Source organism: Streptomyces sp. NPDC049541, assembly GCF_044465725.1.
Classification (GTDB): domain Bacteria; phylum Actinomycetota; class Actinomycetes; order Streptomycetales; family Streptomycetaceae; genus Streptomyces.
On record NZ_JBITLY010000001.1, the window covers coordinates 1,088,485 to 1,113,268 of the forward strand.

At 70.0% G+C, this 24,784-nt stretch carries 22 protein-coding genes and 1 riboswitch; of the genes, 18 read left to right on the forward strand and 4 right to left on the reverse strand.

The genetic code is table 11. The features are described 5' to 3' along the window. The 5 genes from ACIBW9_RS04980 (at window position 1) to ACIBW9_RS05000 (ending at window position 6,425) form a co-directional block, all read left to right on the forward strand. Window positions 1–810 carry a c-type cytochrome gene (locus ACIBW9_RS04980; RefSeq protein ID WP_398951253.1) on the forward strand — a complete coding sequence of 270 codons (810 nt, stop codon included), beginning with the start codon at window positions 1–3 and terminating at the stop codon, window positions 808–810. Then, on the forward strand, window positions 807–1,862 hold the full coding sequence (locus ACIBW9_RS04985; protein ID WP_398951255.1) for a Rieske 2Fe-2S domain-containing protein: 1,056 nt from the start codon (window positions 807–809) through the stop codon (window positions 1,860–1,862). Before ACIBW9_RS04980 ends, ACIBW9_RS04985 begins: the two co-directional genes overlap by 4 nt. Continuing rightward, window positions 1,859–3,493, forward strand: coding sequence for a cytochrome bc complex cytochrome b subunit (locus tag ACIBW9_RS04990; protein WP_398951257.1), 1,635 nt, complete (start codon window positions 1,859–1,861; stop codon window positions 3,491–3,493). Before ACIBW9_RS04985 ends, ACIBW9_RS04990 begins: the two co-directional genes overlap by 4 nt. Window positions 3,494–3,624: 131 nt before the next feature. Beyond that, window positions 3,625–4,689 carry an anthranilate phosphoribosyltransferase gene (trpD, locus tag ACIBW9_RS04995; RefSeq protein ID WP_398951258.1) on the forward strand — a complete coding sequence of 355 codons (1,065 nt, stop codon included), beginning with the start codon at window positions 3,625–3,627 and terminating at the stop codon, window positions 4,687–4,689. Between the two features lie 71 nt (window positions 4,690–4,760). After that, window positions 4,761–4,877: riboswitch (SAM riboswitch) on the forward strand. A 162-nt stretch (window positions 4,878–5,039) separates the two neighbouring features. Then, window positions 5,040–6,425 (forward strand): aminotransferase class V-fold PLP-dependent enzyme, encoded by a 1,386-nt coding sequence (locus tag ACIBW9_RS05000; protein WP_398951260.1) that lies wholly within the window; start codon window positions 5,040–5,042, stop codon window positions 6,423–6,425. 121 nt (window positions 6,426–6,546) lie between these two features. Here the strand turns inward: ACIBW9_RS05000 and ACIBW9_RS05005 are convergent, their stop codons facing one another. Next, the gene (locus ACIBW9_RS05005; protein ID WP_099928230.1) at window positions 6,547–6,828 is read right to left on the reverse strand and encodes an Lrp/AsnC family transcriptional regulator; all 282 of its coding nucleotides are present in this window, start codon (window positions 6,826–6,828) and stop codon (window positions 6,547–6,549) included. After that, window positions 6,825–7,559, reverse strand: a complete 735-nt coding sequence (locus ACIBW9_RS05010) for a rhomboid family intramembrane serine protease (RefSeq protein WP_398951262.1) — start codon at window positions 7,557–7,559, stop codon at window positions 6,825–6,827. The genes ACIBW9_RS05005 and ACIBW9_RS05010 overlap by 4 nt, the downstream gene beginning before the upstream one ends. A 165-nt stretch (window positions 7,560–7,724) precedes the next feature. Between ACIBW9_RS05010 and ACIBW9_RS05015 the strand changes: the two genes are divergently transcribed. The 5 genes from ACIBW9_RS05015 to ACIBW9_RS05035 all read left to right on the forward strand — a co-directional run bounded on the left by ACIBW9_RS05015 (window position 7,725) and on the right by ACIBW9_RS05035 (window position 13,093). Next, window positions 7,725–7,964: a hypothetical protein gene (locus tag ACIBW9_RS05015; protein WP_009309707.1), complete on the forward strand. Its 240-nt coding sequence runs from the start codon at window positions 7,725–7,727 to the stop codon at window positions 7,962–7,964. Window positions 7,965–7,998: 34 nt separating this feature from the next. Then, complete coding sequence (locus ACIBW9_RS05020) at window positions 7,999–9,342, forward strand: NYN domain-containing protein (RefSeq protein WP_398951265.1); 1,344 nt, start codon at window positions 7,999–8,001, stop codon at window positions 9,340–9,342. A 236-nt stretch (window positions 9,343–9,578) separates the two neighbouring features. Continuing rightward, complete coding sequence (locus ACIBW9_RS05025) at window positions 9,579–10,613, forward strand: NlpC/P60 family protein (protein WP_398951267.1); 1,035 nt, start codon at window positions 9,579–9,581, stop codon at window positions 10,611–10,613. Window positions 10,614–10,850: 237 nt separating this feature from the next. Further along, window positions 10,851–11,870, forward strand: a complete 1,020-nt coding sequence (locus ACIBW9_RS05030) for an NlpC/P60 family protein (RefSeq protein ID WP_398951270.1) — start codon at window positions 10,851–10,853, stop codon at window positions 11,868–11,870. A gap of 32 nt (window positions 11,871–11,902) precedes the next feature. Continuing rightward, complete coding sequence (locus ACIBW9_RS05035; protein WP_398951272.1) at window positions 11,903–13,093, forward strand: hypothetical protein; 1,191 nt, start codon at window positions 11,903–11,905, stop codon at window positions 13,091–13,093. A gap of 21 nt (window positions 13,094–13,114) precedes the next feature. On the opposite strand, the gene ACIBW9_RS05040 is transcribed toward ACIBW9_RS05035, so the two are convergent. After that, window positions 13,115–14,350, reverse strand: a complete 1,236-nt coding sequence (locus tag ACIBW9_RS05040) for a glycosyltransferase 87 family protein (protein ID WP_398951274.1) — start codon at window positions 14,348–14,350, stop codon at window positions 13,115–13,117. Between the two features lie 138 nt (window positions 14,351–14,488). On the opposite strand from ACIBW9_RS05040, the gene ACIBW9_RS05045 reads away from it, so the two are divergent. Further along, entirely contained in the window at window positions 14,489–15,631 is a 1,143-nt protein-coding gene (locus tag ACIBW9_RS05045) for a glycosyltransferase family 4 protein (RefSeq protein ID WP_398951276.1), read from the forward strand. Between the two features lie 172 nt (window positions 15,632–15,803). After that, window positions 15,804–17,390, forward strand: coding sequence for a GMC oxidoreductase (locus tag ACIBW9_RS05050; RefSeq protein WP_398951278.1), 1,587 nt, complete (start codon window positions 15,804–15,806; stop codon window positions 17,388–17,390). 22 nt (window positions 17,391–17,412) lie between these two features. On the opposite strand, the gene ACIBW9_RS05055 is transcribed toward ACIBW9_RS05050, so the two are convergent. Beyond that, a complete protein-coding gene (locus ACIBW9_RS05055) occupies window positions 17,413–19,209 on the reverse strand; it encodes an AMP-dependent synthetase/ligase (RefSeq protein ID WP_398951280.1) in 1,797 nt (598 codons plus the stop codon). 337 nt (window positions 19,210–19,546) lie between these two features. Here ACIBW9_RS05055 and ACIBW9_RS05060 point away from each other — a divergent pair, with 337 nt between their 5' ends. The 6 genes from ACIBW9_RS05060 to ACIBW9_RS05085 all read left to right on the forward strand — a co-directional run bounded on the left by ACIBW9_RS05060 (window position 19,547) and on the right by ACIBW9_RS05085 (window position 24,707). Next, the gene (locus tag ACIBW9_RS05060; protein ID WP_398952111.1) at window positions 19,547–20,302 is read left to right on the forward strand and encodes a metallophosphoesterase; all 756 of its coding nucleotides are present in this window, start codon (window positions 19,547–19,549) and stop codon (window positions 20,300–20,302) included. Between the two features lie 125 nt (window positions 20,303–20,427). Then, on the forward strand, window positions 20,428–20,871 hold the full coding sequence (locus ACIBW9_RS05065) for an SRPBCC family protein (RefSeq protein ID WP_398951282.1): 444 nt from the start codon (window positions 20,428–20,430) through the stop codon (window positions 20,869–20,871). Between the two features lie 131 nt (window positions 20,872–21,002). Then, window positions 21,003–22,175, forward strand: coding sequence for an ArsA family ATPase (locus ACIBW9_RS05070; RefSeq protein ID WP_398951284.1), 1,173 nt, complete (start codon window positions 21,003–21,005; stop codon window positions 22,173–22,175). A gap of 57 nt (window positions 22,176–22,232) precedes the next feature. Next, a complete protein-coding gene (locus ACIBW9_RS05075) occupies window positions 22,233–22,733 on the forward strand; it encodes a DUF5304 domain-containing protein (RefSeq protein ID WP_398951286.1) in 501 nt (166 codons plus the stop codon). Between the two features lie 120 nt (window positions 22,734–22,853). Then, window positions 22,854–23,807 (forward strand): ROK family glucokinase, encoded by a 954-nt coding sequence (locus ACIBW9_RS05080; RefSeq protein WP_398951288.1) that lies wholly within the window; start codon window positions 22,854–22,856, stop codon window positions 23,805–23,807. A 153-nt stretch (window positions 23,808–23,960) separates the two neighbouring features. After that, complete coding sequence (locus ACIBW9_RS05085; RefSeq protein ID WP_398951289.1) at window positions 23,961–24,707, forward strand: endonuclease/exonuclease/phosphatase family protein; 747 nt, start codon at window positions 23,961–23,963, stop codon at window positions 24,705–24,707. Window positions 24,708–24,784 lie beyond the last annotated feature (77 nt).

Here is a 24,784-nt window from a genome sequence, read left to right on the forward strand (position 1 = left end):
GTGAAAAAGCTCTCCGCACGACGACGCCATCCCATGGCGGCGCTCGTCGTCCTACTCCTCGCGCTGGCATGCACAGGGGGGCTGTACGCCGCGTTCGCACCCGCGAGCAAGGCGCAGGCCGATGACACCGCCCAGTCCCTTGCCATCGACGAGGGCAAGAAGCTCTACTCCGTGGGCTGCGCCAGCTGCCACGGCACCGGCGGTCAGGGAACCACCGACGGTCCGAGCCTCGTCGGCGTGGGTGCCGCGGCCGTCGACTTCCAGGTCGGCACCGGCCGTATGCCGGCCCAGCAGCCGGGCGCGCAGATCCCGCGCAAGAAGGTCATCTACACGCAGCCCCAGATCGACCAGCTCGCCGCGTACATCTCCTCCCTCGGCGCCGGCCCGTCCATCCCGACGGCGGCGCAGTACGGCCCGGACGGTGCCGACATCGCCAAGGGTGGCGAGCTGTTCCGCACCAACTGCGCGCAGTGCCACAACTTCACCGGCAAGGGCGGTGCGCTGACGCACGGCAAGTTCGCGCCGAGCCTCGAGGGCGTCGCCCCGAAGCACATCTACGAGGCCATGCAGACCGGCCCGCAGAACATGCCGTCGTTCCCCGACACCACGATGTCGGAGCAGAACAAGAAGGACATCATCGCGTACCTGAACGCGGTCAACGGTGACGACACCGAGAGCCCCGGCGGCCTTGAGCTGGGCGGACTCGGCCCGGTCTCCGAGGGCCTGTTCGCCTGGATCTTCGGACTCGGCGCGCTGATCGCGGTCGCCGTCTGGGTCGCCGCTCGGACCGCAAAGGCCAAGAAGTCATGAGTAGCCAAGACATTCCAGAAGAGAACCTGCCCGCTGAGCAGGACGCGCACGGCACCGTGAGCCTCGCGGACGAGCAGAACCCGTTCGCGGACCCCGGTCTGCCGCCCCACGAGCACCGGGTGCAGGACATCGACGAGCGGGCCGCCAAGCGGTCCGAGCGTGTGGTGGCCATGCTGTTCACGGTCTCGATGCTGGCCACGGTCGGCTTCATCGCCTCGTACGTGGCGATCCCGCACGACAAGTCGATCTTCGTGTTCCCGATCGGCCACATCAACGCGCTGAACTTCGCGCTGGGCCTGACCCTGGGCCTCGCGCTGTTCGCCATCGGTGCGGGCGCGGTCCACTGGGCCCGCACCCTGATGTCCGACGTGGAGATCGCCGACGAGCGGCACCCGATCGAGGCGTCCCCCGAGGTCAAGGCCAAGGTCATGGCCGACTTCAAGCAGGGCGCCAAGGAGTCCGCGCTCGGCCGCCGCAAGCTCATCCGCAACACGATGTTCGGTGCGCTGGCCCTGTTCCCGCTCTCCGGCGTCATGCTGCTGCGCGACCTCGGACCGCTGCCGGGGACCAAGCTTCGCCACACGCTGTGGTCCAAGGGCAAGCTGCTCGTCAACATGAACACCAACGAGCCGCTGCGTGCCTCCGACGTCGCGGTCGGCTCGCTCACCTTCGCCAAGCCCGAGGGCCTGGAGGAGCACGACGAGAACTTCCAGACCGAGATCGCCAAGGCGGCCCTGATGATCGTCCGGATCCAGCCGGACAACATCAAGGACAAGCGCGAGCTCGAGTGGTCGCACGAGGGCATCGTCGCGTACTCGAAGATCTGCACCCACGTCGGTTGCCCGATCTCGCTGTACGAGCAGCAGACGCACCACGTGCTGTGCCCCTGCCACCAGTCCACCTTCGACCTGTCCGACGGCGCCCGGGTGATCTTCGGCCCCGCCGGTCACGCCCTGCCGCAGCTGCGCATTGGCGTGAACGACCAGGGCTACCTCGAGGCGCTCGGCGACTTCGAAGAGCCCGTCGGTCCTGCATTCTGGGAGCGCGGATGAGCACCAACGACAGCGCCGCGGCACGCCGCGGCAAGGCACCCGCCGGCGAGCGCGTCGCCGACTGGGCCGACGGCCGGCTGGGGATCTACTCCCTGGCCAAGACCAACATGCGCAAGATCTTCCCCGACCACTGGTCGTTCATGTTGGGCGAAGTGTGCATGTACAGCTTCATCATCATCATCCTCACGGGTGTGTATCTGACGCTGTTCTTCCACCCGTCGATGAACGAGGTGGAGTACCACGGCAGCTACATCCCGCTGCAGGGCCAGATGATGTCCGAGGCGTTCAACTCGACCCTGCACATCTCCTTCGACGTGCGCGGTGGTCTGCTGATCCGGCAGATCCACCACTGGGCCGCGCTGATCTTCCTCGCGGGCATGTTCGTGCACATGATGCGTGTGTTCTTCACCGGCGCGTTCCGCAAGCCGCGTGAGGTCAACTGGCTGTTCGGCTTCCTGCTGCTCGTCCTGGGCATGTTCACCGGCTTCACCGGTTACTCGCTCCCGGACGACCTGCTCTCCGGCACCGGTGTCCGCTTCATGGAGGGCGCGATCCTGTCCGTGCCGATCGTCGGCACGTACCTGTCGATGTTCCTCTTCGGCGGCGAGTTCCCGGGCGGCGACTTCGTGGCCCGCTTCTACTCGATCCACATCCTGCTGCTGCCGGGCATCATGCTCGGCCTGATGGTGGGCCATCTGATCCTGGTCTTCTACCACAAGCACACGCAGTTCGCGGGCCCCGGAAAGACGAACAACAACGTCGTCGGCATGCCGCTGCTGCCGGTGTACATGGCGAAGGCCGGCGGCTTCTTCTTCCTGGTCTTCGGCGTCATCGCGGCCATCGCGGCGATCGCCTCGATCAACCCGATCTGGGCCATGGGCCCCTACCGTCCGGACCAGGTGTCCACCGGCGCCCAGCCCGACTGGTACATGGGCTTCTCCGAGGGCCTGATCCGTACGATGCCGGGCTGGGAGATCAACCTGTGGGGCCACACGCTCGTCCTGGGCGTGTTCATCCCGCTGGTGATCTTCCCGCTGGTCCTGGTCGCGATCGCGGTCTACCCGTTCATCGAGTCCTGGGTCACCGGCGACAAGCGCGAGCACCACATCCTGGACCGTCCGCGCAACGCCCCGACGCGTACCGCGTTCGGTGCCGCGTGGGTCTCCTGGTACTTCGTGCTGATGATCGGTGGCGGCAACGACCTGTGGGCCACGCACTTCCACCTGTCGATCAACGCGATCACCTGGTTCGTGCGCGTCGGCTTCTTCGTCGTGCCGGTGCTCACGTTCATCGCCACCAAGCGGATCTGCCTCGGCCTCCAGCGCCGCGACAAGGACAAGGTGCTGCACGGCCGCGAGTCGGGCATCATCAAGCGCCTGCCGCACGGTGAGTTCATCGAGGTGCACGAGCCGCTCAGCCAGGACGCCCTGCACACCCTCACGGCGCACGAGCAGTACAAGCCGGCCCAGATCGGCCCGACGGTCGACGAGAACGGCGTCGAGCGCAAGGTCAAGGGCTCCGAGCGACTGCGCGCCAAGCTCAGCGAGGCGTACTACGGCGAGGAGTCCCAGATTCCGAAGCCGACCGTCGAGGAGTACAGGGAGATCACCAGCGGCCACGGCCACCACTGATCGCTGCGGCTCGCCACGCCACGGCAGGGGCCCCCGTCCGGTCTTCGGACGGGGGCCCTTTTCCATGCGCTGAGCTGGATAGGGTGGCCTCACACTCGTTCTCTTCTTCTACGACGACCAGGAGCGGCCCCATGAGCGCTGTGACCCCCGCTGGAGGCGACACCGCGGCGGGCCGTTCCTGGCCCCTGCTGCTGAACGGCCTGCTGGACGGCCGCGACCTCAGCGCCGACGACACCGCCTGGGCGATGGACCTGATCATGCGCGGTGAGGCGACCGACGCCCAGATCGCCGGGTTCGCGGTGGCGCTGCGCGCCAAGGGCGAGACCGTCGAGGAGATCACCGGGCTCGTCCGGACGATGTACGAGCACGCGAACGTGATCGAGGTGCCGGGGCGGACCGTCGACATCGTCGGAACGGGCGGTGACGGCGCGAAGACGGTGAACATCTCCACGATGTCCGCGATCGTCATCGCGGGCACGGGCGCAAAAGTCGTCAAGCACGGCAACCGGGCCGCCTCCTCGGCGTCCGGCGCCTCGGACGTGCTGGAGAAGCTGGGCGTCAATCTGGAACTGACGCCGAAGCGGGTGGCGGAGGTCGCGGAGGAAGCCGGCATCACCTTCTGCTTCGCCATCAAGTTCCACCCGGCGCTGCGTCATGTGGCCGCCGCCCGAGGGCAGTTGGGCATCCGGACGACCTTCAACGCCCTCGGTCCGCTGACCAACCCGGCGAAGGTGAGGGCACAGGCGGTCGGGGTCGCCGACCCGCGCCTGGCGCCGCTCATCGCCGGCGTCCTCGCCGAGCGCGGCAACTCCTCCCTCGTCTTCCGCGGCGACGACGGCTTCGACGAGCTGACGACGACGGCCACCTCACGCGTCTGGGTCGTCCGCGACGGCAAGGTCACCGAGGAGACCTTCGATCCCCGTGACGTCGGCATCGAGCTGGTCCCGGTTGAGGCCCTGCGCGGCGGTGACCCGTCGTACAACGCGGAGGTCGCCCGCAGGCTCCTCGACGGTGAGAAGGGCCCCGTACGGGACGCCGTACTCCTGAACTCGGCGGCCGCGCTCGTCGCCCTCGACCCGGGCCCCGGGACGCTGGCCGAGCAGATCCGGGCCGGCATGGACAAGGCGGCCCAGTCGATCGACTCCGGCGCGGCCAAGCGGGCGCTGGAGCGCTGGGTGGCGGCCAGCAACGCATAGCAGGGGAGCGCGGTCCCGCAATGCGGACACGAGTTGCGGGACCGCGATCACTTCACGTACTTTCCTGTCCAGGTCATGAGTGACAGTCATGAGGCCCCGGCCGACTGTCCGGCAACCCTCCGTCCGTGGCGGGGTGCCCCGGGTGAGGACCAGGCCGTAGGCAGCGAGGTCTACGGCAAGCGCGGACCCCTCGAGCAACCAGGGGTCCTGGTCGTCGAGGAGCCTTCCGTGAGCAAGCGAATGCGATAGGGCCGCAGAGCCCCGCCTCCGCATCCCCTTTCCTTTTCACGCCCTGCTTGAGTCATGCCGCTCGCGGGGCGAATTCCACCTGCTTACACGGGAGTTCCGCCATGTCCGTCTCCACCGCTGCCGCCGCCACCTCGGTTTGTTCTCCGCTGCCCGTTCTGGGACGGGATGTCACCGTCCCGCTCGTCACGGGCGGCGAAGTCACCTATGCGGCGCTCGACTACGCGGCCAGCGCGCCGGCCCTCCAGCGCGTGTGGGACGACGTCGCGGCGTACGCGCCCTACTACGGCAGCGTCCACCGCGGCGCCGGCTACCTCTCGCAGCTCTCCACCGACCTGTTCGAGAACGCCCGCAGGACGGTCGCCGAGTTCCTCGACTGCCGCGCCGACGACCAGCTGATCTTCACCCGCTCGACCACGGACTCCCTCAACCTGCTGGCGCAGGCCCTCCCGGCCGACTGCCAGGTCTTCGTCTTCGAGACCGAGCACCATGCCAGCCTGCTGCCCTGGCTGCATCCTTTTGCGGCTGCGCCGCGGGCCGCCCGGGTCACCTACCTCAACGCCCCGCGCACCCCGCAGCAGGCCGTCGAGTCCCTGGAGAAGGCCCTCGCCGACCGTGACCCCTACGGTCCCGCCCTGGTCTGCGTCACCGGCGCCTCCAACGTCACCGGCGAGCTGTGGCCGGTGCGCGAGCTCGCGGCCGCGGCCCACGCGCACGGTGCCCGCATCGTCCTGGACGCCGCCCAGCTCGCCCCGCACCACCCGGTCTCCGTGCAGGACCTCGACGTCGACTGGGTCGCCTTCTCCGGCCACAAGCTGTACGCGCCCTTCGGCTCCGGCGTACTGGCCGGCCGCGCCGACTGGCTGCAGGCCGCCGACCCCTACCTCGCGGGCGGCGGCGCCAGCCGCAAGGTCACCCGGCGCGAGGACGGCGGCGTCGACGTCGAGTGGCACGACAGCGCCGCCCGCCACGAGGCCGGTTCCCCGAACGTGATCGGCGCCTACTCCATCGCCTCGGCCTGCAAGGCGCTCACCGAGGCGGGCTTCGACACCCTGGTCGCCCGCGAGCAGCACCTGATCGAAAAGGTACGCGCGGGCCTGGCAGGGGTCCCGCAGGTCAAGGTGCTGTCCCTCTTCGGTGACGAGGCCCCCCGCGTCGGCGTGCTCTCCTTCGTCGTCGAGGGCTGGAACAGCTCGCACTTCGCCGCCGCGCTCTCCGCCGAGTACGGCATCGGCGTCCGCGACGGCCTCTTCTGCGCCCACCCGCTGGTCCGCACCCTCCTGGGCAGCGACCCGCAGACCCAGGGCGAGTGCGGCGCCCCCGAGGCCGCCCCCGGCGAGAAGTCCCTCAACGCCATCCGAGTCAGCTTCGGCGCCGGCACCCCCGACGAACACGTCGAGCGCTTCGTCACCGCCGTCAAGGAACTGGTGACGGACGGCGCGAAGTGGACGTACAGGACAGAGGACGGCCGCTGCGTACCCGCGGTCTGAGCAGCCGCCGTCAAGGGGCGCGGGGCTGTTTCGATATGCGGCTCCGCCGCGTGGGCGCGAGCAATCACAACGAACCGGCAGCCGCACACGCTCCCGCGCCCCGCAGACGCCTAGGCGTCGATCAAGAATCCAGCCCGATGGCAAACGCAGCCTCCAGGTCATGCTGCGAGTACGTCCGAAACGCGACGTGTGTGTCCGTGGCCTCCACGCCGGGGATCTTGCTGATGCTGCCAGGAATCACATCGGCAAGATCCTCATGCTGCTTCACCCGAACCATCGCGATCAGGTCATACGTCCCCGTCACGGAGAAAACCTCACTCACGCTCTCCAGCGAAGCGATCCGCTCCGCGATCTCGGGGATCCGGTCCACGCTGGTCTTGATGAGGACGATCGCGGTGATCACGGCTGGTTCTCTCCCTCGGGGGCCGGAGCTGGGGCGGACCTCACTCTAGTCGTACGCCCGAACCGCACCCAGGCGTAGACGAAGCCCAGGCCGAAGCCCACCAGGTGGGCCAGATAGGCCACCCCCGGTCCCGTCGCCGCGCGCCCGGCCGCCAGCCACTGCAGGGCCGCCCAGAAGGGCAGCACGACCCAGGCGGGGAAACGCACGGGCAGGAAGAAGAGGAACGGCAGGAGACTGGTCACCCGCGCCCCGGGGAACAGGTACAGAAACGCACCCAGGACCGCCGAGATCGCCCCGGACGCGCCCACCAGGGACTGCTGGGAGGTGGCATTGGCCGCCGCGTACCCCAGCAGGGCGAGGTAGCCGCAGCCGACGTAGAAGAGCGTGAACTGGACGCGGCCCATCCGTTCCTCGGTCATGGCCCCGAAGACGTAGAGGAAGAGCATGTTGCCGAGCAGGTGCACCCAGCTGCCATGGACGAACAGGGCCGTGGCGGGGGTCAGGGCGGCCCTGGGGGAGCCCTGGAACAGCTCGGCCGGGACGACGCCCCAGCGGTGGAAATAGGCGCGCTGAGCGGCGAGCAGCGCGTCGCCGGAGCCGTAGGCCGGATTGAGGCCGGCCGCGGGGCCGGTCACGAAGAGCAGACAGCACAGGGCGATCAGCGTGTGCGTCATGGGCGCCGAGGGGCGCCGGATCGCTCTGCCGACGGTAGCGCTCCACTTGCCGATCATGAACACAGAGCATGACGTAACGGGACGCAGTCGCACAGACCGCCCCGCCGCCGTGGACGGACGGGCGGTGAGTCCGTGCCAGGCCGTAGGGTTACGAGCCACACGCCCGGGGAAGCTCGGGCGTCACTGACAATAGAAGACCTAGAAGGAAAGAGCACAGGCACGATGACGGTTCCCCTCCCGACCGCCACGACGCGGTGGCGCTGCACCCTCTGCGGCAACCTCACGCGTTTCGACGTGACCCGCTCGTCGAAGGTCGTCGAGTACGTCCACCTCGATCTGGCCGGTGAGCCCAAGGTCGAGGAGCGCGAGGTGGTCAGTGAGACCATCGAGTCGGTGCGCTGTCGCTGGTGCAACGCGGTGGATCAGGTGGAACTCGTGGACAGGCCGGGCGCCGACTCCTGAGCGGAGCGGCCCCACAGGTAATGGGGTGTGACGGATGGTGGAGACCACAGGCGGGGGGCCGGGCGACGGCACCGCCGAGGTGCTTGACCGTCCGCTGCCCGACGGAGTGCGCCGCAAGGTCGTCCAGATCGTCTCGGACGGCTTCGGTGGGCTGACCGTCGGCGAACTGCCCGCACAGCTCAGGCAGTACGCCCGTTTCGCACCGAACCGGCGGGCCAAGTTCGCCGGCAACGCGATGGCGGCCGCGCTGGAGACCGATCCGCTGTTCCGGCAGCGCATCGGGGAGAAGCTGAGAGAGGCCCAGCCGGAACTCACCGGCGCTCTCGACTCCGGCTCGCCGCCCCCGGCCGCGGATCCGCTCGACGTGGCGGCCGCGGCCTATGTTCTGCGGCCCACCGGCTGGGTGAAACTCGTGACCGCGGCCGGCGAGGAGGCCCAGCGGGCCGATGCCGAGCGCGCCGACGAGGAGAGCCGGGCGGAGCTGGAGCGGCTGCGTGCGGAGCTCGACCGGGCCCGGGAGCAGACCCGGGCCGACACCGAGCGGCTCCGTACCGAGCTGGACGCCGCCAAGAAGGAGGCCGACTCGCTGCACCGCAAGCTGCGAGCGGCCCTCAGTGACGTCAAGCGGGGCGAGGCCGCCCTGCGCAAGCTCCAGGGCGAGATCGAGACCGTACGCGCCGAGGGGCAGGCGCAGGTGTCCGCCGCCGAGAGCGAGTCCCGGCGGCTGAAGTCGCGGCTCGGGGAGGCGGAGGCCGCCCTGGAGGCCACGCGCAGAGCAGCGCGCGAGGGGCGCAGTGTCGAGGACATGCGCGTGCGCCTGCTTCTGGACACCGTCCTGGACGCGGCCCAGGGGCTGCGCCGCGAGCTGGCGCTGCCGCCGGTGTCCGTACGGCCGGCGGAGACCGTCGATGCGGTCGAACCGGGGCGAATGACGCCGAAAGACATCGCTGCGCGCGCTTTGTCCGAAAATGACCCGGCGATCCTGGATCAGCTGCTCGAGCTGCCGCAGGCGCACCTGGTCGTCGACGGCTACAACGTCACCAAAACGGGTTATCCCCAAATGCCTCTGGAGAAGCAGCGGTTGCGGCTCCTCGGGCAGCTTTCGCAACTCGCTGCACAGACCGGCGCCGAGGTCACCTGTGTCTTCGACGGGGCCGAGCTGGTCGCTCCGGTGCTCCTCGCGCCGCCGCGCGGAGTGCGGGTGCTGTTCTCCAAACCGGGCGTCACCGCGGACGAGTTGATCCGCCAGCTGGTGCGTGCGGAGCCGCCCGGGCGGCCCGTCGTCGTGGCTTCCACGGACCGTGAGGTGGCCGACGGAGTGGCCCGCGCGGGGGCGCGGCCCATCGCCTCGGCGATGCTCCTGAAGCGGCTGTCCTGAGCCGTTTCCCGGGCCGCTGTCCCGTAGGTCGAACTTCTAGGTTTAATGACCGAATTGGCGCAATCGTCACGCAACGTAGCGTCAACCTCGCGTCACCGCACGTGGGTTATGTGCAAAGAATGCATTGCGTCACTAGGATTTTTCACGCGAGGATTTGAAGTGATCACAAGAAGGTCACTAAGGTCTGGCCTCGAACCTCCGAGCGGGTGATCACTCACAAGAAGGAGCCCTCTTCCGTGGCGTCCCATCGTCGACCGAAGCAGCCGAGCCGGGCTCGTGTGACCGTGCTCACCACCGCAGCTGCTGCCGCTGTTGCCATCAGCGCCCAGGCCGCGAATGCCGCGCCGAGCGAGAAGCCCTCCAAGGACGAGGTCAAGGCCAAGGTCGACAAGCTGTACGAGGAGGCCGAGCAGGCCACCGAGAAGTTCAACGGCGCCAAGGAGAAGCAGGAGAAGCTCCAGAAGGAGATCTCCACCATCCAGGACAACGTCGCCCGCGGCCAGGAGGAGCTCAACCAGCTGCGTGACTCCATCGGCCTGGCGGCGGCCGCGCAGTACCGCACCGGCACCATCGACTCGTCCCTCCAGCTCTTCCTGTCGTCGAACCCGAACGACTACCTGGACAAGGCCTCCACCGCCGACCAGCTCAGCGCCCAGCAGGTCGAGGCGCTGAAGAAGATCCAGGAGAAGCAGCGCGAACTCGCCCAGGAGCGCGCCGAGGCCTCCGACAAGCTCAAGGACCTCGCGGCCACCCGCACCGAGCTGGGCAACAAGAAGAAGGACATCCAGGGCAAGCTCGCCGAGGCGCAGAAGCTGCTCAACTCGCTGACGGCCGCGGAGCGGGCCTCGCTCGCCGCCGCCGACGCCCGCGCCAGCCGCTCGGCCAGCGAGCGGGTGGACCTCGGCAACGCGACCGCGGCCTCCGCCCGGGCCCAGGCGGCCTTCGACGCCGCCAAGACCCAGATCGGCAAGCCGTACGTCTACGGCGCCACCGGCACCGCCTCCTACGACTGCTCGGGCCTGACCTCCTGGGCCTACGCCCAGGCCGGCGTCTCGATACCGCGCACCTCGCAGGCGCAGGCCAACGCCGGCACACGGATCTACTCCGAGAGCCAGCTCCAGGTCGGCGACCTCGTGCTCTTCTACGGCGACCTGCACCACGTCGCCCTCTACGCGGGCAACGGCATGGTGCTGCACGCCCCGCGCACCGGTACGACCGTGCGCTACGAGTCGATCAACAACATGCCGTTCCAGTTCGGTGTCCGGATCTGACACGCGACCCTGAGGATCCGTTTCAAGATCAGGACACCGGTCCGCCCGAACGGGCGAATTACCTGAACCCGCACTGACCCCACGCCCCGCCCATGACCTGCGTCAGAGGCGGGGCGTCACGTTGTGTCGCCACGGAGGTCTTTGGCCGCGCCCCTGCCGCGGGGCTACTGTCTGCCCCGTTTCCCTGCCGAGGCAGGGAGGCAGTCCTTGTCGCCAGCGGAAGGAGCGCGGCTTCCCGTGGGGTCTCATCGTCGCCTTGCACCGACGTCCGGGTTCAACCGGGGCGCCGGCACCGCCTTGTGTGTGCTGTCCGCCGCGGCCTCCGCCCTCGGCGCCGTCCCGGCCGACGCCGCTCCGTACGACCACACCCGGGCCGAGGTGGACCGCCTCTACGCGGAGGCCGAGAAGGCGACCGAGGCCTACAACAAGGCCGACGAAACCGCAGGCAGGCTGCAGAAGCAGGTGCACGACGCGCAGGACCTGATCGCCCGGCAGCAGGAGCGGATCAACTCCGTGCGGGAGTCGCTCGGTTCGCTGGCCGTCGCCCAGTACCGCTCCGGCGGCATCGACCCGACCCTCGCCCTGCTCTTCTCCGACAACCCGTCCGACTACCTCGACAAGGCCTCCGCCCTGGACCGGATCAACGCCCATCAGGCGGGCGAGCTCAGAGACCTGCAGTCCGCGATGCGCGACGTCGCCCAGGAGCGCGCCGAAGCGGTCGGCAAGCTCACCGAGCTGGAGAAGAGCCGCAAGGCCGTCGCCGCCCACAAGAGGATCGTGGAGAAGAAGCTCGCCGAGGCCCGCCGGCTGCTCAACTCCCTGCCGTACGGGGAGCGTGCGGCCTACGGCCGGGCCTCCCGGGGCGACCGCGGCGAGCTCTTCCCCGACCTCGGCAGCGCCATGCCGGCCTCGGCCCGCGCGGCCGCCGCGATGGCCGCCGCCCGCTCCGCGCTCGGCATGCCGTACGTCTGGGGCGCCACCGGCCCCTACGGCTTCGACTGTTCGGGGTTGATGCAGTGGTCGTACGCGCAGGCCGGGGTCCAGCTGCCGCGCACCTCGCAGGAGCAGGCGTACGCCGGCCGGCAGATCCCGCTCTCCGAGGCGCGCCCCGGCGACCTGGTCGTCTACCGCTCCGACGCCAGCCATGTCGGGATGTACATGGGCAACGGCCAGGTGATCCACGCGCCCTACCCCGGCGCGCCCGTGCGCTACGACCCGGTGGACATGCTGCCGGTGTCCTCGGTCACCAGGGTCTGACCAACCGCCCCTGTCGGCCTTACGATCGGAAAGTGGCTGGTCGTGGGCGGGCGTCGAGGTTCTCAGTGGTGGCGCTCGTGCTGCTGCTCGTCTCTTTGGTGGCATGCGGCGGGCAGCCCGCAGGCGGCAGTGCCGGGGCCGATCTGCAGCGGCTCCTCGACCGGCGGTCCACCGCCGTCCTCGACCGCGACCGGGCGGCCTTCCTGAAGACGGGCGCGCCGGTCTGGTTCGAGAACCTGCGCGGAGTGCCGCTGGCGTCCTGGTCGTACCGCGTGACCGCCCTGCACCGCACCGGCGACGAGGCCACCGCCGACGCCGAACTGCGCTACCGCATCGAGGGATACGACAACGCACCCGTCACCGCCGGCCGAACCCTGACCCTCTCCCGGAAGAGCGACGGGCAGTGGTACGTGGACGCGGACAGACCCGCCAGGAAGTCCTCCCAGCAACTGTGGGACCAGGGCGCGGTAACCGTCGTACGCGGCAGCCACAGCATCGTTCTCGGCACCGGGCAGTCCAGCGAGGCGCTGCACATCTACGCGGATCTCGCGGACCGTGCGGTGCCCGCCGTGTCCGCGGCCTGGGGCAGCGACTGGGCGGGGCACGTGGTGGTGCTCGTGCCGGGTTCGGTCGGGGGCATGGCGGGGCTGCTCGGCTCGCCCGCCTCCCAGTACCGCGGGATCGCGGCGGTCACCACCGGCGAGGTGGGCGGTCCGCCGACCGCGCCCGCGGACCGCATCATCGTCAACCCGGACGCGTACGCCCTCCTCGGCCCGCTGGGCAAGCAGGTCGTGCTCACCCACGAGACCACCCATGTCGCCACCCGTGCCCACACCAACGCCGCCACCCCGCTGTGGCTGTCCGAGGGGTACGCCGACTGGATCGGCTACCTCGGCACCGGCCGCACCCCGGCCGAGGCCGCGCCCGAGCTGGCGCGCGCGGTGAGCGAGGGGCGGGTGCCGGACCGGCTGCCCACCGACAAGGACTTCGGTTTCAGCGGCGACGCGACGAAGCTGGCGCAGGCCTACGAGGGCGGCTGGATGGCCTGCCGGCTGATCGCGCAGCAGTGGAGCCTCGAGCGGCTCCGGCAGTTCTACCGCGCCGTCGGCGACCACCGGCAGCGGGCGGGCTCGGTGCCGGATGCGCTGCAGAAGGTGCTGGGGACGACACCGGATCAGTTCACCCGGCAGTGGCGGGACTACCTCCGGACACAACTCGGCTGACCCGGGCCGGGCGATGGCCCCTCAGGAGGAGTTCGAGTTCTCCCTGGTGCGGGTGGCCTGCGCGGGCAGGGGCGGCACGGGCTCGCGGGAGACCGTCGACTGCCACAGTTCCACGGCCCCGAGCACGGAGGCGACGACAAGCAGGCCGTTGCGGACAACGAGCAGGGCGACGCCGAGGGTGTCGCTCATGACGACGTGCAGGAACCAGACCGGGAACTCCAGCACCGTCACGAAGGCGGCCGCAACCACCAGCGCCACCGGCACCCGCATCCGGCTGCTCCGGAAGCACAGGCAGACGGCCCCTAGACCCACCAGCCACACCATGTACTGCGGGCTGATCACCCGGCTGGTGACCGTGAACATCAGCACCGCGACGAAGGCCGCATCCGCGAGCGTGTTCGGCAGGAACCGCGTGGCCATCAGCCGCCACAGCAGCAGCCAGCCGAAGACGACGCCGGTCAGGAACAGGGCCGCGGTGCTGACCAGGCCGACGTACGGGCCGAGGAACTCGATCGAGCCGTAGTTCAGCAGCACCTGGCCGTTCCAGCCGAACTGCCGGGCGACGTGGAAGACGAGGGAGCCCAGCGACTCCACCTCGGTGCCGCGGTTGCGCTGGAAGGTCAGAAAGGCGAACGCGCCCGGCATGGTCAGCGCGAACACCGCCGCCAGCGCGGCCACGGTCGCCGCCGCCCAGGCCCAGGTGCCGCGCTTGCGGGTGCCGACCAGCAGCAGCGCCGGCCACACCTTCAGCATCGCCCCGAAGCCCACCAGGACGCCCATCACGCGCGGATGCCGGGCGCCCGCGAGCAGCCCGGCCACCGCCACCGCGGTGACCATCACGTCGTAGCGTGCGTACACGGTCGGCCCGAGCAGCGGTACGCCCACCACCCACACCCAGGCGCCGCGCAGGGCCTTGCCGGGCCGCAGCCCTGCGTAAAGGAGCAGCGACAGGACGACCAGGTCCGCCAGGAAGGCGAGGACGAAGAAGGCCGTCGCGTAGTCGAGGAAGCCCAGCAACGCGGGGGAGAGGATCGGCAGGGCGGCGGCGGGCGGGTACTGCCAGGTGACGTCGTCCAGCGGGAAGGTGCCGTGGCGCAGGGTCTCGTACCAGCCCTGGTAGATCACGGACACGTCGGTGGTGACGTCCGGCCCCGGGAAGACGAACACCTTGAGGACGAACAGCAGCAGCACCAGCCTGGTCAGGCCCCAGGTCACCAGCAGTCCCGCAAGGGGCCGCCTTCCACCCGCAATGTCCACCGGAGCCCCGTTTCAGTCTGCTTCCCGTGCCGGTCTTGAGGGGAACATGATGTCCTGTGCGGCTGTGTGCTTGCCATAAACGTGGCCGTGCCGAGCTGGGCGCGACCGTTGGATGCCCGTTGGATAGGGTCGGCGGCGATGCACAAGACCCTGATCGTGACCAACGACTTCCCGCCCCGCCCGGGCGGTATCCAGGCGTTCCTGCACAACATGGCGCTACGGCTCGACCCCGACCGCCTCGTCGTCTACGCATCCACCTGGAAGCGCAGCAAGGAGGGGATCGAGGCCACGGCCGCCTTCGACGCCGAGCAGCCCTTCACCGTCGTACGCGAGGCCACGACGATGCTGCTGCCCACGCCGGGCGCGACCCGCAAGGCGGTCGGGCTGCTGCGGGAGCACGGCTGTACGTCGGTGTGGTTCGGGGCGGCGGCGCCGCTCGGCCTGATGGCGCCGGCCCTGCGCAAGGCGGGCGCCGAGCGGCTGGTGGCCACCACGCACGGTCACGAGGCCGGGTGGGCGCAGCTGCCGGCCGCGCGGCAGCTGCTGCGCCGTATCGGCGAGTCCACCGACACGATCACCTACCTCGGCGAGTACACGCGCTCGCGCATCGCCACCGCCCTGACCCGTGAGGCGGCCGGGCGGATGGTGCAGCTGCCGCCGGGCGTCGACGAGAAGACCTTCCACCCGGAGTCGGGCGGCGCCGCGATCCGCGCCCGGCTCGGCCTCACCGACCGGCCGGTCGTCGTGTGCGTGTCCCGGCTGGTGCCGCGCAAGGGCCAGGACACCCTGATCCTCGCCATGCCCCGCATCCTGGCCGCCGAGCCGGAGGCGGTACTGCTGATCGTCGGCGGCGGCCCCTACGAGAAGGACCTGCGGCGCCTTTCCCACGAGACCGGTGTCGCAGACTCCGTGCACTTCACGGGCGCCGTGCCCTGGTCCGAGCTGCCCGCCCACTACGGCGCCGGCGACGTCTTCGCCATGCCGTGCCGGACGCGGCGGGGCGGGCTGGATGTGGAGGGGCTGGGGATCGTGTACCTGGAGGCCTCGGCCACCGGCCTGCCGGTCGTGGCGGGCGACTCGGGCGGCGCCCCCGACGCCGTACTCGAGGGCGAGACGGGCTGGGTGGTCCGCGGTGGCTCCGTCGAGGAGACGGCCGAGCGCATCACGGTGCTTCTCGGCGACGCGGAACTCCGCCGTCGGATGGGGGAGCGGGGCAGGGAGTGGGTCGAGGAGAAATGGCGCTGGGACCTGCTGGCGGAGCACCTCAAGGCCTTGCTCTAGGGCAGCTGCCGGTCAGCGGCGCGGGGAACTGCGCGAGAAACCACAAACAACCCGCACCCGCCGACAACGAATATGTGGCGCCCCACTAGGCGGAACCCGAAAATCCGCCCATGCTGCGCACATGACAGCAAACCTGATGCAACGTCAGCTGACAAGACGTCAAATCCTGGGAATGGTGGCCCTTCAGACGGCCGCAGCGGCGGGCCTCACCCGCATAGGCCTCCAGTCCGCCCACGCCGCCGAGCCCGACGCAGTCGACAACGCCCCCGCCATAGTGATCGGCTCCGGCTACGGCGGCGCCGTAGCCGCCCTCCGCCTCGGCCAGGCCGGCATCCGCACCCTCGTGCTGGAGATGGGCCGCCTGTGGAACACCCCCGGCCCGGACGGCAAGGTCTTCTGCAACACCGCCAACCCGGACCAGCGGTCCATGTGGTTCCGCACCCGCACCGAGGCCCCGCTGGCCACCTTCCTGTGGCTGGACGTCGTCAACAAGGACATCACCCCGTATCCCGGCGCCCTGGACCGCGTGCACTACGACAACATGTCCGTGTACGTCGGACGCGGCGTCGGCGGCGGCTCCCTGGTCAACGGCGGCATGGCGGTGACCCCGCTCCAGTCGTACTTCACCGAGCAGTTCCCGACCGTGGACGCGAGCGAGATGTACAGCACGTACTTCCCGCGGGCCCGTTCCATGCTCGGCGTGAACACCGTCGACCCCACCTGGTTCGAGTCCACCGAGTGGTACCAGTTCACCCGGACCTCGCGTAAGGCCGCGGCGAGGACCGGTCTGAAGACCACCTTCGTCCCGAACGTCTACGACTTCGGCTACATGCAGCGCGAGGCGGCCGGCACGGCGACCAGGTCCGCGCTGGGACAGGAGGTCATCTACGGCAACAACTACGGCAAGCGGAGCCTCGACAAGACGTATCTGGCCTCGGCGCTCGGCACCGGGAACGTCACCATCAACACCCTGGAGAAGGTGAAGGCCATCGGCCGGGCGAGCGACGGGAGCTGGACGCTGACCGCGGACCGGATCGACAACACCGGCGCGGTCGTCGAGACCAAGCAGTACAGCTGCACGTACCTCTTCCTGGGCGGCGGCAGCCTCGGCACCACCGAACTCCTCGTCCGGGCCCGGGACACGGGCGCCCTGCCCGCCCTGAACTCCAGCGTCGGCGCCGGCTGGGGCACCAACGGCAACACCATGCTCGGCCGCGCCAACCACATCTGGGACACCACCGGCGCCAACCAGTCGACCATGCCGGTCATGGGCATCGACGACTGGGCCAACACCGACAACCCGGTCTTCGCGGAGATCGCCCCGCTGCCCATCGGGTTCGAGACCTGGGTCAGCCTCTATCTGGCGATCACCAAGAACCCGGAGCGGGCCAGCTTCACGTACGACTCCTCGACCGGCGGGGTCAAGCTCGGCTGGAGCGCCGCGCAGAGCGCCGTCTCGGTCGCCATGGCCAAGAAGCTGTTCGACCGGATCAACGCGGCCAACGCCACCATCTACCGCTACGACCTGTTCGGCTCGTCCAACAAGGTCTTCGCCGACGACTTCTGCTACCACCCCCTGGGCGGCTGCGTCCTCGGCAGGGCGACCGACGACTACGGCCGGGTGAAGGGGTATTCGAAGCTGTACGTCACCGACGGCTCGCTGGTGCCGGGCTCGATCGGCGTGAACCCGTTCGTCACGATCACCGCGCTCGCCGAACGGACGATGGCGCGGGTCCTCGTGGAGGACACCGCGCCATGAGCCGTCGTAGGACCGGGGCCCGCTACTTCGCGTAGATCGCCTCGATCTCGTCCGCGTAGTCCTTCGCCACCACATTCCGCTTGAGCTTCAGTGACGGCGTCAGGTGACCGGACTCCTCGGTGAACTGGGAGGACAGAATGCGGAACTTCCGCACCGATTCCGCCTTCGACACCGCGGCGTTGCCGTCGTCGATTGCCGACTGGATCGCGGCCTGCAGGTCCGCGTCCTCGCGCAGCGACGCCGCGGTGGAACCCGCCGGCTTGCCGTGCTCGGCGGCCCAGCGGCCCAGGAACTCGTCGTCGATGGTGACCAGCGCGCCCACGAACGGCCGCCCGTCGCCCACCACCATGCACTCCGCGACCAGGGCGTGCGCCCGGATGCGGTCCTCGATCACGGCCGGGGCGACGTTCTTGCCGCCCGCGGTGACGATGATCTCCTTCTTGCGGCCGGTGATCCTGAGGTAGCCGTCCTCGTCCAGGGTGCCGATGTCACCGGTGTGGAACCAGCCGTCGGCCAGCGCCTCCGCGGTCGCCGCCTCGTTGTTCCAGTACCCCTTGAACAGGTGCTCGCCGTGCAGCAGCACCTCGCCGTCGTCCGCGATCCGGATCACCGAGCCGGGCAGCGGCTGGCCGACCGTACCGATCTTCTGGCGGTCCCAGGGGTTGAAGGCGGTGGCGGCACAGGACTCGGTGAGGCCGTAGCCCTCCAGGACCGAGAACCCGATGCCGCGGAAGAAGTGACCCAGGCGCTCGCCCAGCGGGGCGCCGCCGGAGATCGCGTACTCGCCGCGGCCGCCGAGCACGGCGCGCAGCTTGCTGTAGACGAGCTTGTCGAACGTCTTGTACTTGAGCTTCAGGCCCAGCGACGGGCCGGACGGCGTGTCCAGCGCGCGGCTGTACGCGATCGCGGTGTCCGCCGCCTTGTCGAAGATCTTGCCCTTGCCGTCCGCCTGCGCCTTGGCGCGCGCCGAGTTGTAGACCTTCTCGAAGACGCGCGGCACACCGAGGATCAACGTCGGCCGGAACGAGGCCAGTTCGTCGGTGAGGTTCTTGATGTCCGGGACCAGGCCCAGCTTGATCGGCGCCATCATCGGCGCGATCTGCACCAGCCGGCCGAAGACGTGCGCGAGCGGCAGGAACAGCAGCACGGAGCACTCACCCGTGCGGAACAGCGGGCGCAGCCGCTCCACGATGTTGCCGCACTCGGCGAAGAAGCTGCGGTGGGTGAGCACACAGCCCTTGGGGCGGCCGGTGGTGCCGGAGGTGTAGACGATCGTCGCCGGATCGTCGGCCTTCGCCAGCGAGCTGCGGTCCTCGACCATCGCATCCGTGACGTCCCCGCCGAGTCTGCCGAGTTCCTCGAGCGCACCGGCCTCGATCTGCCAGACGTGCTTGAGGGCGGGCAGCGACTCGCGCACCGACTCGACGGCGGCCGCGTGGCCGTCCAGCTCGACGATCATGGCGGTGGCGCCCGAGTCGGACAGGATCCACTGCACCTGCTCCGGCGAGCTGGTCTCGTACACCGGCACGGTGACCGCGCCCGCGCTCCAGATCGCGAAGTCCAGCAGCGTCCACTCGTAGCGGGTGCGGGACATCAGGCCGACCCGGTCGCCGGGCTGGACACCGGAGGCGATCAGACCCTTGGCGGCCGCGTGCACCTCGGCCAGGAAGGTGGTCGCCGTCACGTCCTGCCAGGCGCCGCCCGCCTTGCGGGCGATCACGGCGACGTCCGGATGCTGCGCGGCGTTTCTGCGGACGATGTCGGTCAGATTGCCGTCCGCAGGGACCTCGTACAAAGCCGGAAGGCTGAACTCGCGCAAGACTGCTGCTCCTAATAAGGCGCCGGCGCCACGACGTTGTGTGATGCGACGGTGGGTCCAAGGCTCGGGCAGGTGCTCAGAGCTTCAGTGGTTGAAATACTGAGCACGACTGGACTGCCCGGACGTTACCCGCCGGTATGGCTTCTTCGACAGGGGGTCCCGGCGAGATGTTCGCTGCGTCACACGGGTTGGTGTTGCTTTACGTACGGTAGTCCACCCGCTAACTGACTGGCCAGTAACGGCAGGACCGGCCGACACTGTTCACGTTCGCCCCACACGCTTACCCTTGATCGCCATGGCATCCACACCAGCCGGCAACCGCAGGACACGGGTCCATGTGGTCAGTGACGTGCACGGCAACGCCCGTGACCTGGCCCGAGCCGGCGAGGGCGCCGATGCCCTGATCTGTCTGGGCGACCTGGTCCTCTTCCTCGACTACGCCGACCACTCGCGCGGGATCTTCCCCGACCTGTTCGGCGAGGAGAACGCCGACCGCATCGTCGAGCTGCGCACCGCCCGCCGCTTCCAGGAGGCACGGGAGTTCGGGGCCCGGCTGTGGGGTGGCATCGGCACGGACCGGGCCGCCGCGATCGAGCAGGCGGTGCGCAAGCAGTACGCCGAGATGTTCGCGGCCTTCCCGACACCGACGTACGCCACCTACGGCAATGTCGACATGCCGCCCCTGTGGCCGGAGTACGCCGGACCGGGCACGACCGTGCTCGACGGCGAGCGCGTGGAGATCGGCGGCCGCACCTTCGGCTTCGTCGGCGGCGGCCTCAAGTCCCCCATGCGCACCCCGTACGAGATCAGCGACGAGGAGTACGCGGCGAAGATCGAGGCCGTCGGCGAGGTGGACGTGCTGTGCACCCACATCCCGCCGGAGGTGCCCGAACTCGTCTACGACACGGTGGCGCGCCGCTTCGAGCGGGGCAGCCGGGCCCTCCTGGACGCGATCCGCCGCACCCGCCCCCGGTACGCACTGTTCGGGCACGTCCACCAGCCCCTGGTGCGTCGCATGCGGATCGGGGGCACGGAGTGCGTGAACGTGGGGCACTTCGCGGGGACCGGGAAGCCCTGGGCGCTTGAATGGTGAATCAGGGCAGGCCCCAACGCAGGTGGGGGTGAAGGCGGGCGCCGACGTGCGCGGTAGCCTTCACGCTGCGCGCACCGTGCGCACGACGACCTCTTTACCGGCCCGCATCTGGAGGAGCCACGGCGATGGCGGAACACACCAGCTCGAGCATCACGATCGAGGCGGCACCGGCCGATGTCATGGCGGTGATCGCAGACTTCGCCCGCTACCCGGACTGGACCGGTGAGGTGAAGGAGGCGGAGGTCCTCGAGACCGACGCCCAGGGCCGCGCCGAGCAGGTCCGACTCGTCATGGACGCCGGTGCGATCAAGGACGACCAGGTGCTGGCGTACACCTGGACCGGAGAGAACTCGGTCTCCTGGACCCTGGTCAAGTCGCAGATGCTGCGGGCGCTCGACGGGTCGTACATCTTGAAGGCGGTGGGTGCGGGGGAGACCGAGGTCACGTATCAGCTGACGGTGGATGTCAAGATCCCGATGCTCGGGATGATCAAGCGGAAGGCCGAGAAGGTCATCATCGACCGGGCCTTGGCCGGGCTGAAGAAGCGGGTGGAGTCGGGGGAGAAGTAAACCGGATCTCGCCATGGGGGTGCTTGTGGCAATCCGGGTGCGGGTCCGTTGTGGCTGGTCGCGCCCCGCGGCGGAGCCGCTGAGGTCACAGCCCCGCGCCCCTACGAGGGTGTCCGTTACCGTTCAGCCTCATGCGCACCATCCTGATCACCGGGCCTGGCGGTAGCGGTCGTACCACCGTTGCGGCCGCCACCGCTCTGGCCGCCGCCCGAGAGGGCACCCGTACCCTCGTTCTGAGCGCCGACCGCACCGACACCCTTGGCGCGGTCCTCGGCGCGATCACAGGACCGGCTCCGACCGCCGTTGCGCCGAACCTCGTCGCCTGGCGCCCCGATGCCGGCGCCGGTTTCCGGGACGATCTCACCGCCTTCCAGGAACGCGCTGCCAACGTCCTCGATCTGCTCGGGGCCTCCCGGCTGGATGCCGAGGAGGTCACCCCGCTTCCCGGTGCCGAGGAGCTGAACCTGCTGCGGGCGCTGCGGGACGCGGCCCTTGCGGAGGCCCATGACCTGCTGGTCGTCGATCTGCCGCCGACCCCGCAGGCGCTCGCCCTGCTCGCCCTGCCCGAAGAGCTGCGCCGGTATCTGCGCAGGCTGCTGCCGCCCGAGCGGCAGGCGGCCCGGGCCCTGCGGCCCGTTCTCGGGCGGCTCGCCGGGGTCCCGATGCCCTCGGAGTGGCTGTACGAGACGGCCGCCCGCTGGGACACGGAACTCGGCGCCGTCGAGGCGGTCCTCGCCGACCGGAACACCGTCGTACGACTGGTCGCCGAACCCGGGCCGGCCGGTGCCGACGCCGTGCACTCCGCCGGCCTCGCCCTCGCCCTGCGCGGCCTGCGCACCGACGCCCTGGTCGCCAACCGGGTGCTGCCCGAGGCGAACGGCTGGCTCGCCGGGCTCGTCGCCCAGCAGCGCAAGGTCCTGGACGAGTGGCAGGAGCCGTACGACGTCCGGAGGGTCGCCCACCTCGGCCGCGACCCGCGCGGCACGGACGACCTCGCCGCGCTCGCCGTCCCCGGCACCCTGGACGTCAACGGCACGACCTCCACCGTCGAGTGGCCCGTCTCCGACCGGCTCGCCGACGACGGCGTGCTCGTCTGGCACCTCCCGCTGCCCGGCGCCATACGCGATGACCTGGACCTCATCCGGCGCGGCGACGAACTCGTCGTCGCGGCAGGCCCGTTCCGCCGTATCGTCCCGCTGCCGTCCGTCCTGCGCCGCTGCACCGTCGACGGGGCCGCGCTGCGCGAGGGCGAACTGCGCATCCGGTTCGTGCCCGACCCGGATCTGTGGCCGGACAGGCCGTGAACCACCTATGCCCATTCGGGTAACGTCGTAGAGACGAACCGTAGTCAGGAGGTCGTCATGAGCGAAGAGCGCCCCCCGTCCGACGCCGGCAATCACGAGGTGGTCGACGAGGTGCGGGCGACCGACGCCGACGCCTGGGCGAAGGCGTGCGCCGAGGACCTCGCGGCGGAGAAGGCCCGCCGCCGCGCCGAGTACGGCCAGCCGCCGATCTCGGCCGGTGAGGAACTGCGCAAGCTCGTCGACGCCGTTTCGGAGAAGCTGTCGTCGATCCAGTCGCCGCTGCTCGGCTCCGTCGCCGGACCGGCCGCCCAGCAGGTGGTGAAGCAGGTCGTCCAGCAGGCGAAGGCCGCGGTCGAACCCGTCATCGAGCGCAACCCGGACGTCTTCGACCACCTCGCCGCCGCGGGCAACGAGCTGCTCGCCGCCTACCGCTCCGCGGTCCAGGCCCAGGAGCAGCGCTGGACGAGCCGTACGACGGACCTGCACAAGGACCTGGACGAGCGCCGGGACGACGACGAGGGCGGCACCGGTCCCGGGCAGCGCATCGACCTGGACTGACACCTCCCTCAGGTCTCGCCGTCCGGTTCCCGGCTGCCCAGCGACTGGACGTCGAGGCCTTGGCGCACGGGCCTCGGGTACGGTTGGCCGTAGCGGGGCTCGACCGAAACTGAGGGATTCATGGGACTCACCATCGGCGTCGACATCGGCGGCACCAAGATCGCGGCCGGCGTGGTCGATGAGGAAGGCAACATCCTCTCGACGCACAAGGTGCCGACCCCGGGCACGCCCGAGGCGATCGTGGACGCCATCGCCTCCGCCGTGGAGGGCGCACGCGCCGGGCACGAGATCGTGGGCGTGGGCATCGGCGCGGCCGGTTACGTCAACCGCCAGCGTTCTGAGGTCTACTTCGCGCCCAACATCGACTGGCGCAACGAGCCGCTGAAGGCCGAGGTCGAGGCCCGCGTGGGCCTGCCGGTCGTCGTGGAGAACGACGCCAACGCGGCCGCCTGGGGCGAGTACAAGTTCGGTGCGGGCAAGGGCCACCGCAACGTCATCTGCATCACCCTCGGCACCGGCCTCGGCGGCGGCATCATCATCGGCAACAAGCTGCGCCGCGGTCACTACGGCGTGGCCGCCGAGTTCGGCCACATCCGCATGGTGCCGGACGGCCTGCTGTGCGGCTGCGGCTCGCAGGGCTGCTGGGAGCAGTACGCCTCCGGGCGCGCCCTCGTCAGATACGCCAAGCAGCGTGCCAACGCCACCCCCGAGAACGCCGAGATCCTGCTCGGCCTCGGTGACGGCACCCCCGACGGCATCGAGGGCAAGCACATCTCCATGGCCGCCCGCCAGGGCGACCCGGTCGCCGTCGACTCCTACCGCGAGCTCGCCCGCTGGGCCGGCGCGGGCCTCGCCGACCTCGCCTCCCTCTTCGACCCCTCCGCCTTCATCGTCGGCGGCGGCCTCTCCGACGAGGGCGAACTGGTCCTCGACCCGATCCGCAAGTCCTACAAGCGCTGGCTGGTAGGCGGCAACTGGCGCCCGGTGGCCGAGGTCATCGCCGCCCAACTGGGCAACAAGGCGGGGCTGGTCGGAGCAGCCGACCTGGCTCGAGAGCCCGACCCCATCATGTAACGCCGACTTCCCGCGAGACGGCCACCGCGCTTCCGTAGGGGCGCGGGCTGTATTCGATGTGCGGCTGCCGCCGCGTGGGCGCGACAAGCCACGACGGACCGGCAGTCGCACACGATCCTCGCGCCCCGAGCCATTGGGCGTAGATTGATCCACATGGAGCTGCTGCCCAACTCCCACACAGAACCGGACGGTTCAGCCGTCATCAGGGTCCTGTCCTACAACATCCGCTCGATGCGGGACGACACGGACGCCCTGGCCAGGGTGATCACCGCCTGCGCCCCCGACCTGGTCCTCCTCCAGGAAGCCCCCCGCTTCTTCCGCTGGCGCAAGAAACTGGCCCGCCTCGCATCGGCCGCAGGCCAAGTCATTCTCACCGGAGGTGCCACCGCCTCCGGTCCGGCGATCCTCTGCACGCTCCGCGCCACCGTCGAGCGCACCGAGGACGTCCTCCTCCCGCTCACCCCCGGCCTGCACCGCCGCGGCTTCGCCACCGCAGTGGTCCGCTTCGGCGGCGCCCGCCTCGGCGTGGTCAGCCACCACCTCTCCCTGCAGGCGGACGAGCGGTACGACCAGGGCGGCATGCTCCTCGACCGGCTGGCCGGCCTCGGGGTGGAGCACGCGATCGCGGGCGGCGACCTCAACGACCTTCCCACCGGCCGCACCTTCCGCCGCCTCGCCGACGGCCTGCAGGACTGCTGGGCCACGGCCCCCTGGGGCGGCGAGTACACCTGGACGCCCGCCGACCCGTTCCAGCGGATCGACGCGATCTTCGCCACCAAGGGCATCGAGGTCCTCGGCTGCGGCGTCCCGATCGGCCACCCCGGAGTGACCGAGACCGACCTCAACAGGGCGACGGATCACCTGCCCGTGCTTGCCGCACTTCGCGTACCCGCGGCCTGAACAACACCCTCCGGACGGAGTCCGTTGAGAGGTACTGCTCTGAGGGCGGCCACGGACCACTTTCCGGTCCTGGCCGC

Coding starts and splice junctions, on each gene's coding strand:
- ACIBW9_RS05075 (WP_398951286.1), top strand. CDS start 22,233: ATGAGCGAAGAGCGCCCCCCGTCCGACGCCGGCAATCACGAGGTGGTC.
- ACIBW9_RS05010 (WP_398951262.1), bottom strand. CDS start 7,559: ATGATCGGCAAGTGGAGCGCTACCGTCGGCAGAGCGATCCGGCGCCCC.
- ACIBW9_RS05065 (WP_398951282.1), top strand. CDS start 20,428: ATGGCGGAACACACCAGCTCGAGCATCACGATCGAGGCGGCACCGGCC.
- trpD (WP_398951258.1), top strand. CDS start 3,625: ATGAGCGCTGTGACCCCCGCTGGAGGCGACACCGCGGCGGGCCGTTCC.
- ACIBW9_RS05000 (WP_398951260.1), top strand. CDS start 5,040: ATGTCCGTCTCCACCGCTGCCGCCGCCACCTCGGTTTGTTCTCCGCTG.
- ACIBW9_RS05020 (WP_398951265.1), top strand. CDS start 7,999: ATGGTGGAGACCACAGGCGGGGGGCCGGGCGACGGCACCGCCGAGGTG.
- ACIBW9_RS05085 (WP_398951289.1), top strand. CDS start 23,961: ATGGAGCTGCTGCCCAACTCCCACACAGAACCGGACGGTTCAGCCGTC.
- ACIBW9_RS05015 (WP_009309707.1), top strand. CDS start 7,725: ATGACGGTTCCCCTCCCGACCGCCACGACGCGGTGGCGCTGCACCCTC.
- ACIBW9_RS04990 (WP_398951257.1), top strand. CDS start 1,859: ATGAGCACCAACGACAGCGCCGCGGCACGCCGCGGCAAGGCACCCGCC.
- ACIBW9_RS05080 (WP_398951288.1), top strand. CDS start 22,854: ATGGGACTCACCATCGGCGTCGACATCGGCGGCACCAAGATCGCGGCC.
- ACIBW9_RS05070 (WP_398951284.1), top strand. CDS start 21,003: ATGCGCACCATCCTGATCACCGGGCCTGGCGGTAGCGGTCGTACCACC.
- ACIBW9_RS04985 (WP_398951255.1), top strand. CDS start 807: ATGAGTAGCCAAGACATTCCAGAAGAGAACCTGCCCGCTGAGCAGGAC.
- ACIBW9_RS05045 (WP_398951276.1), top strand. CDS start 14,489: ATGCACAAGACCCTGATCGTGACCAACGACTTCCCGCCCCGCCCGGGC.
- ACIBW9_RS05050 (WP_398951278.1), top strand. CDS start 15,804: ATGGTGGCCCTTCAGACGGCCGCAGCGGCGGGCCTCACCCGCATAGGC.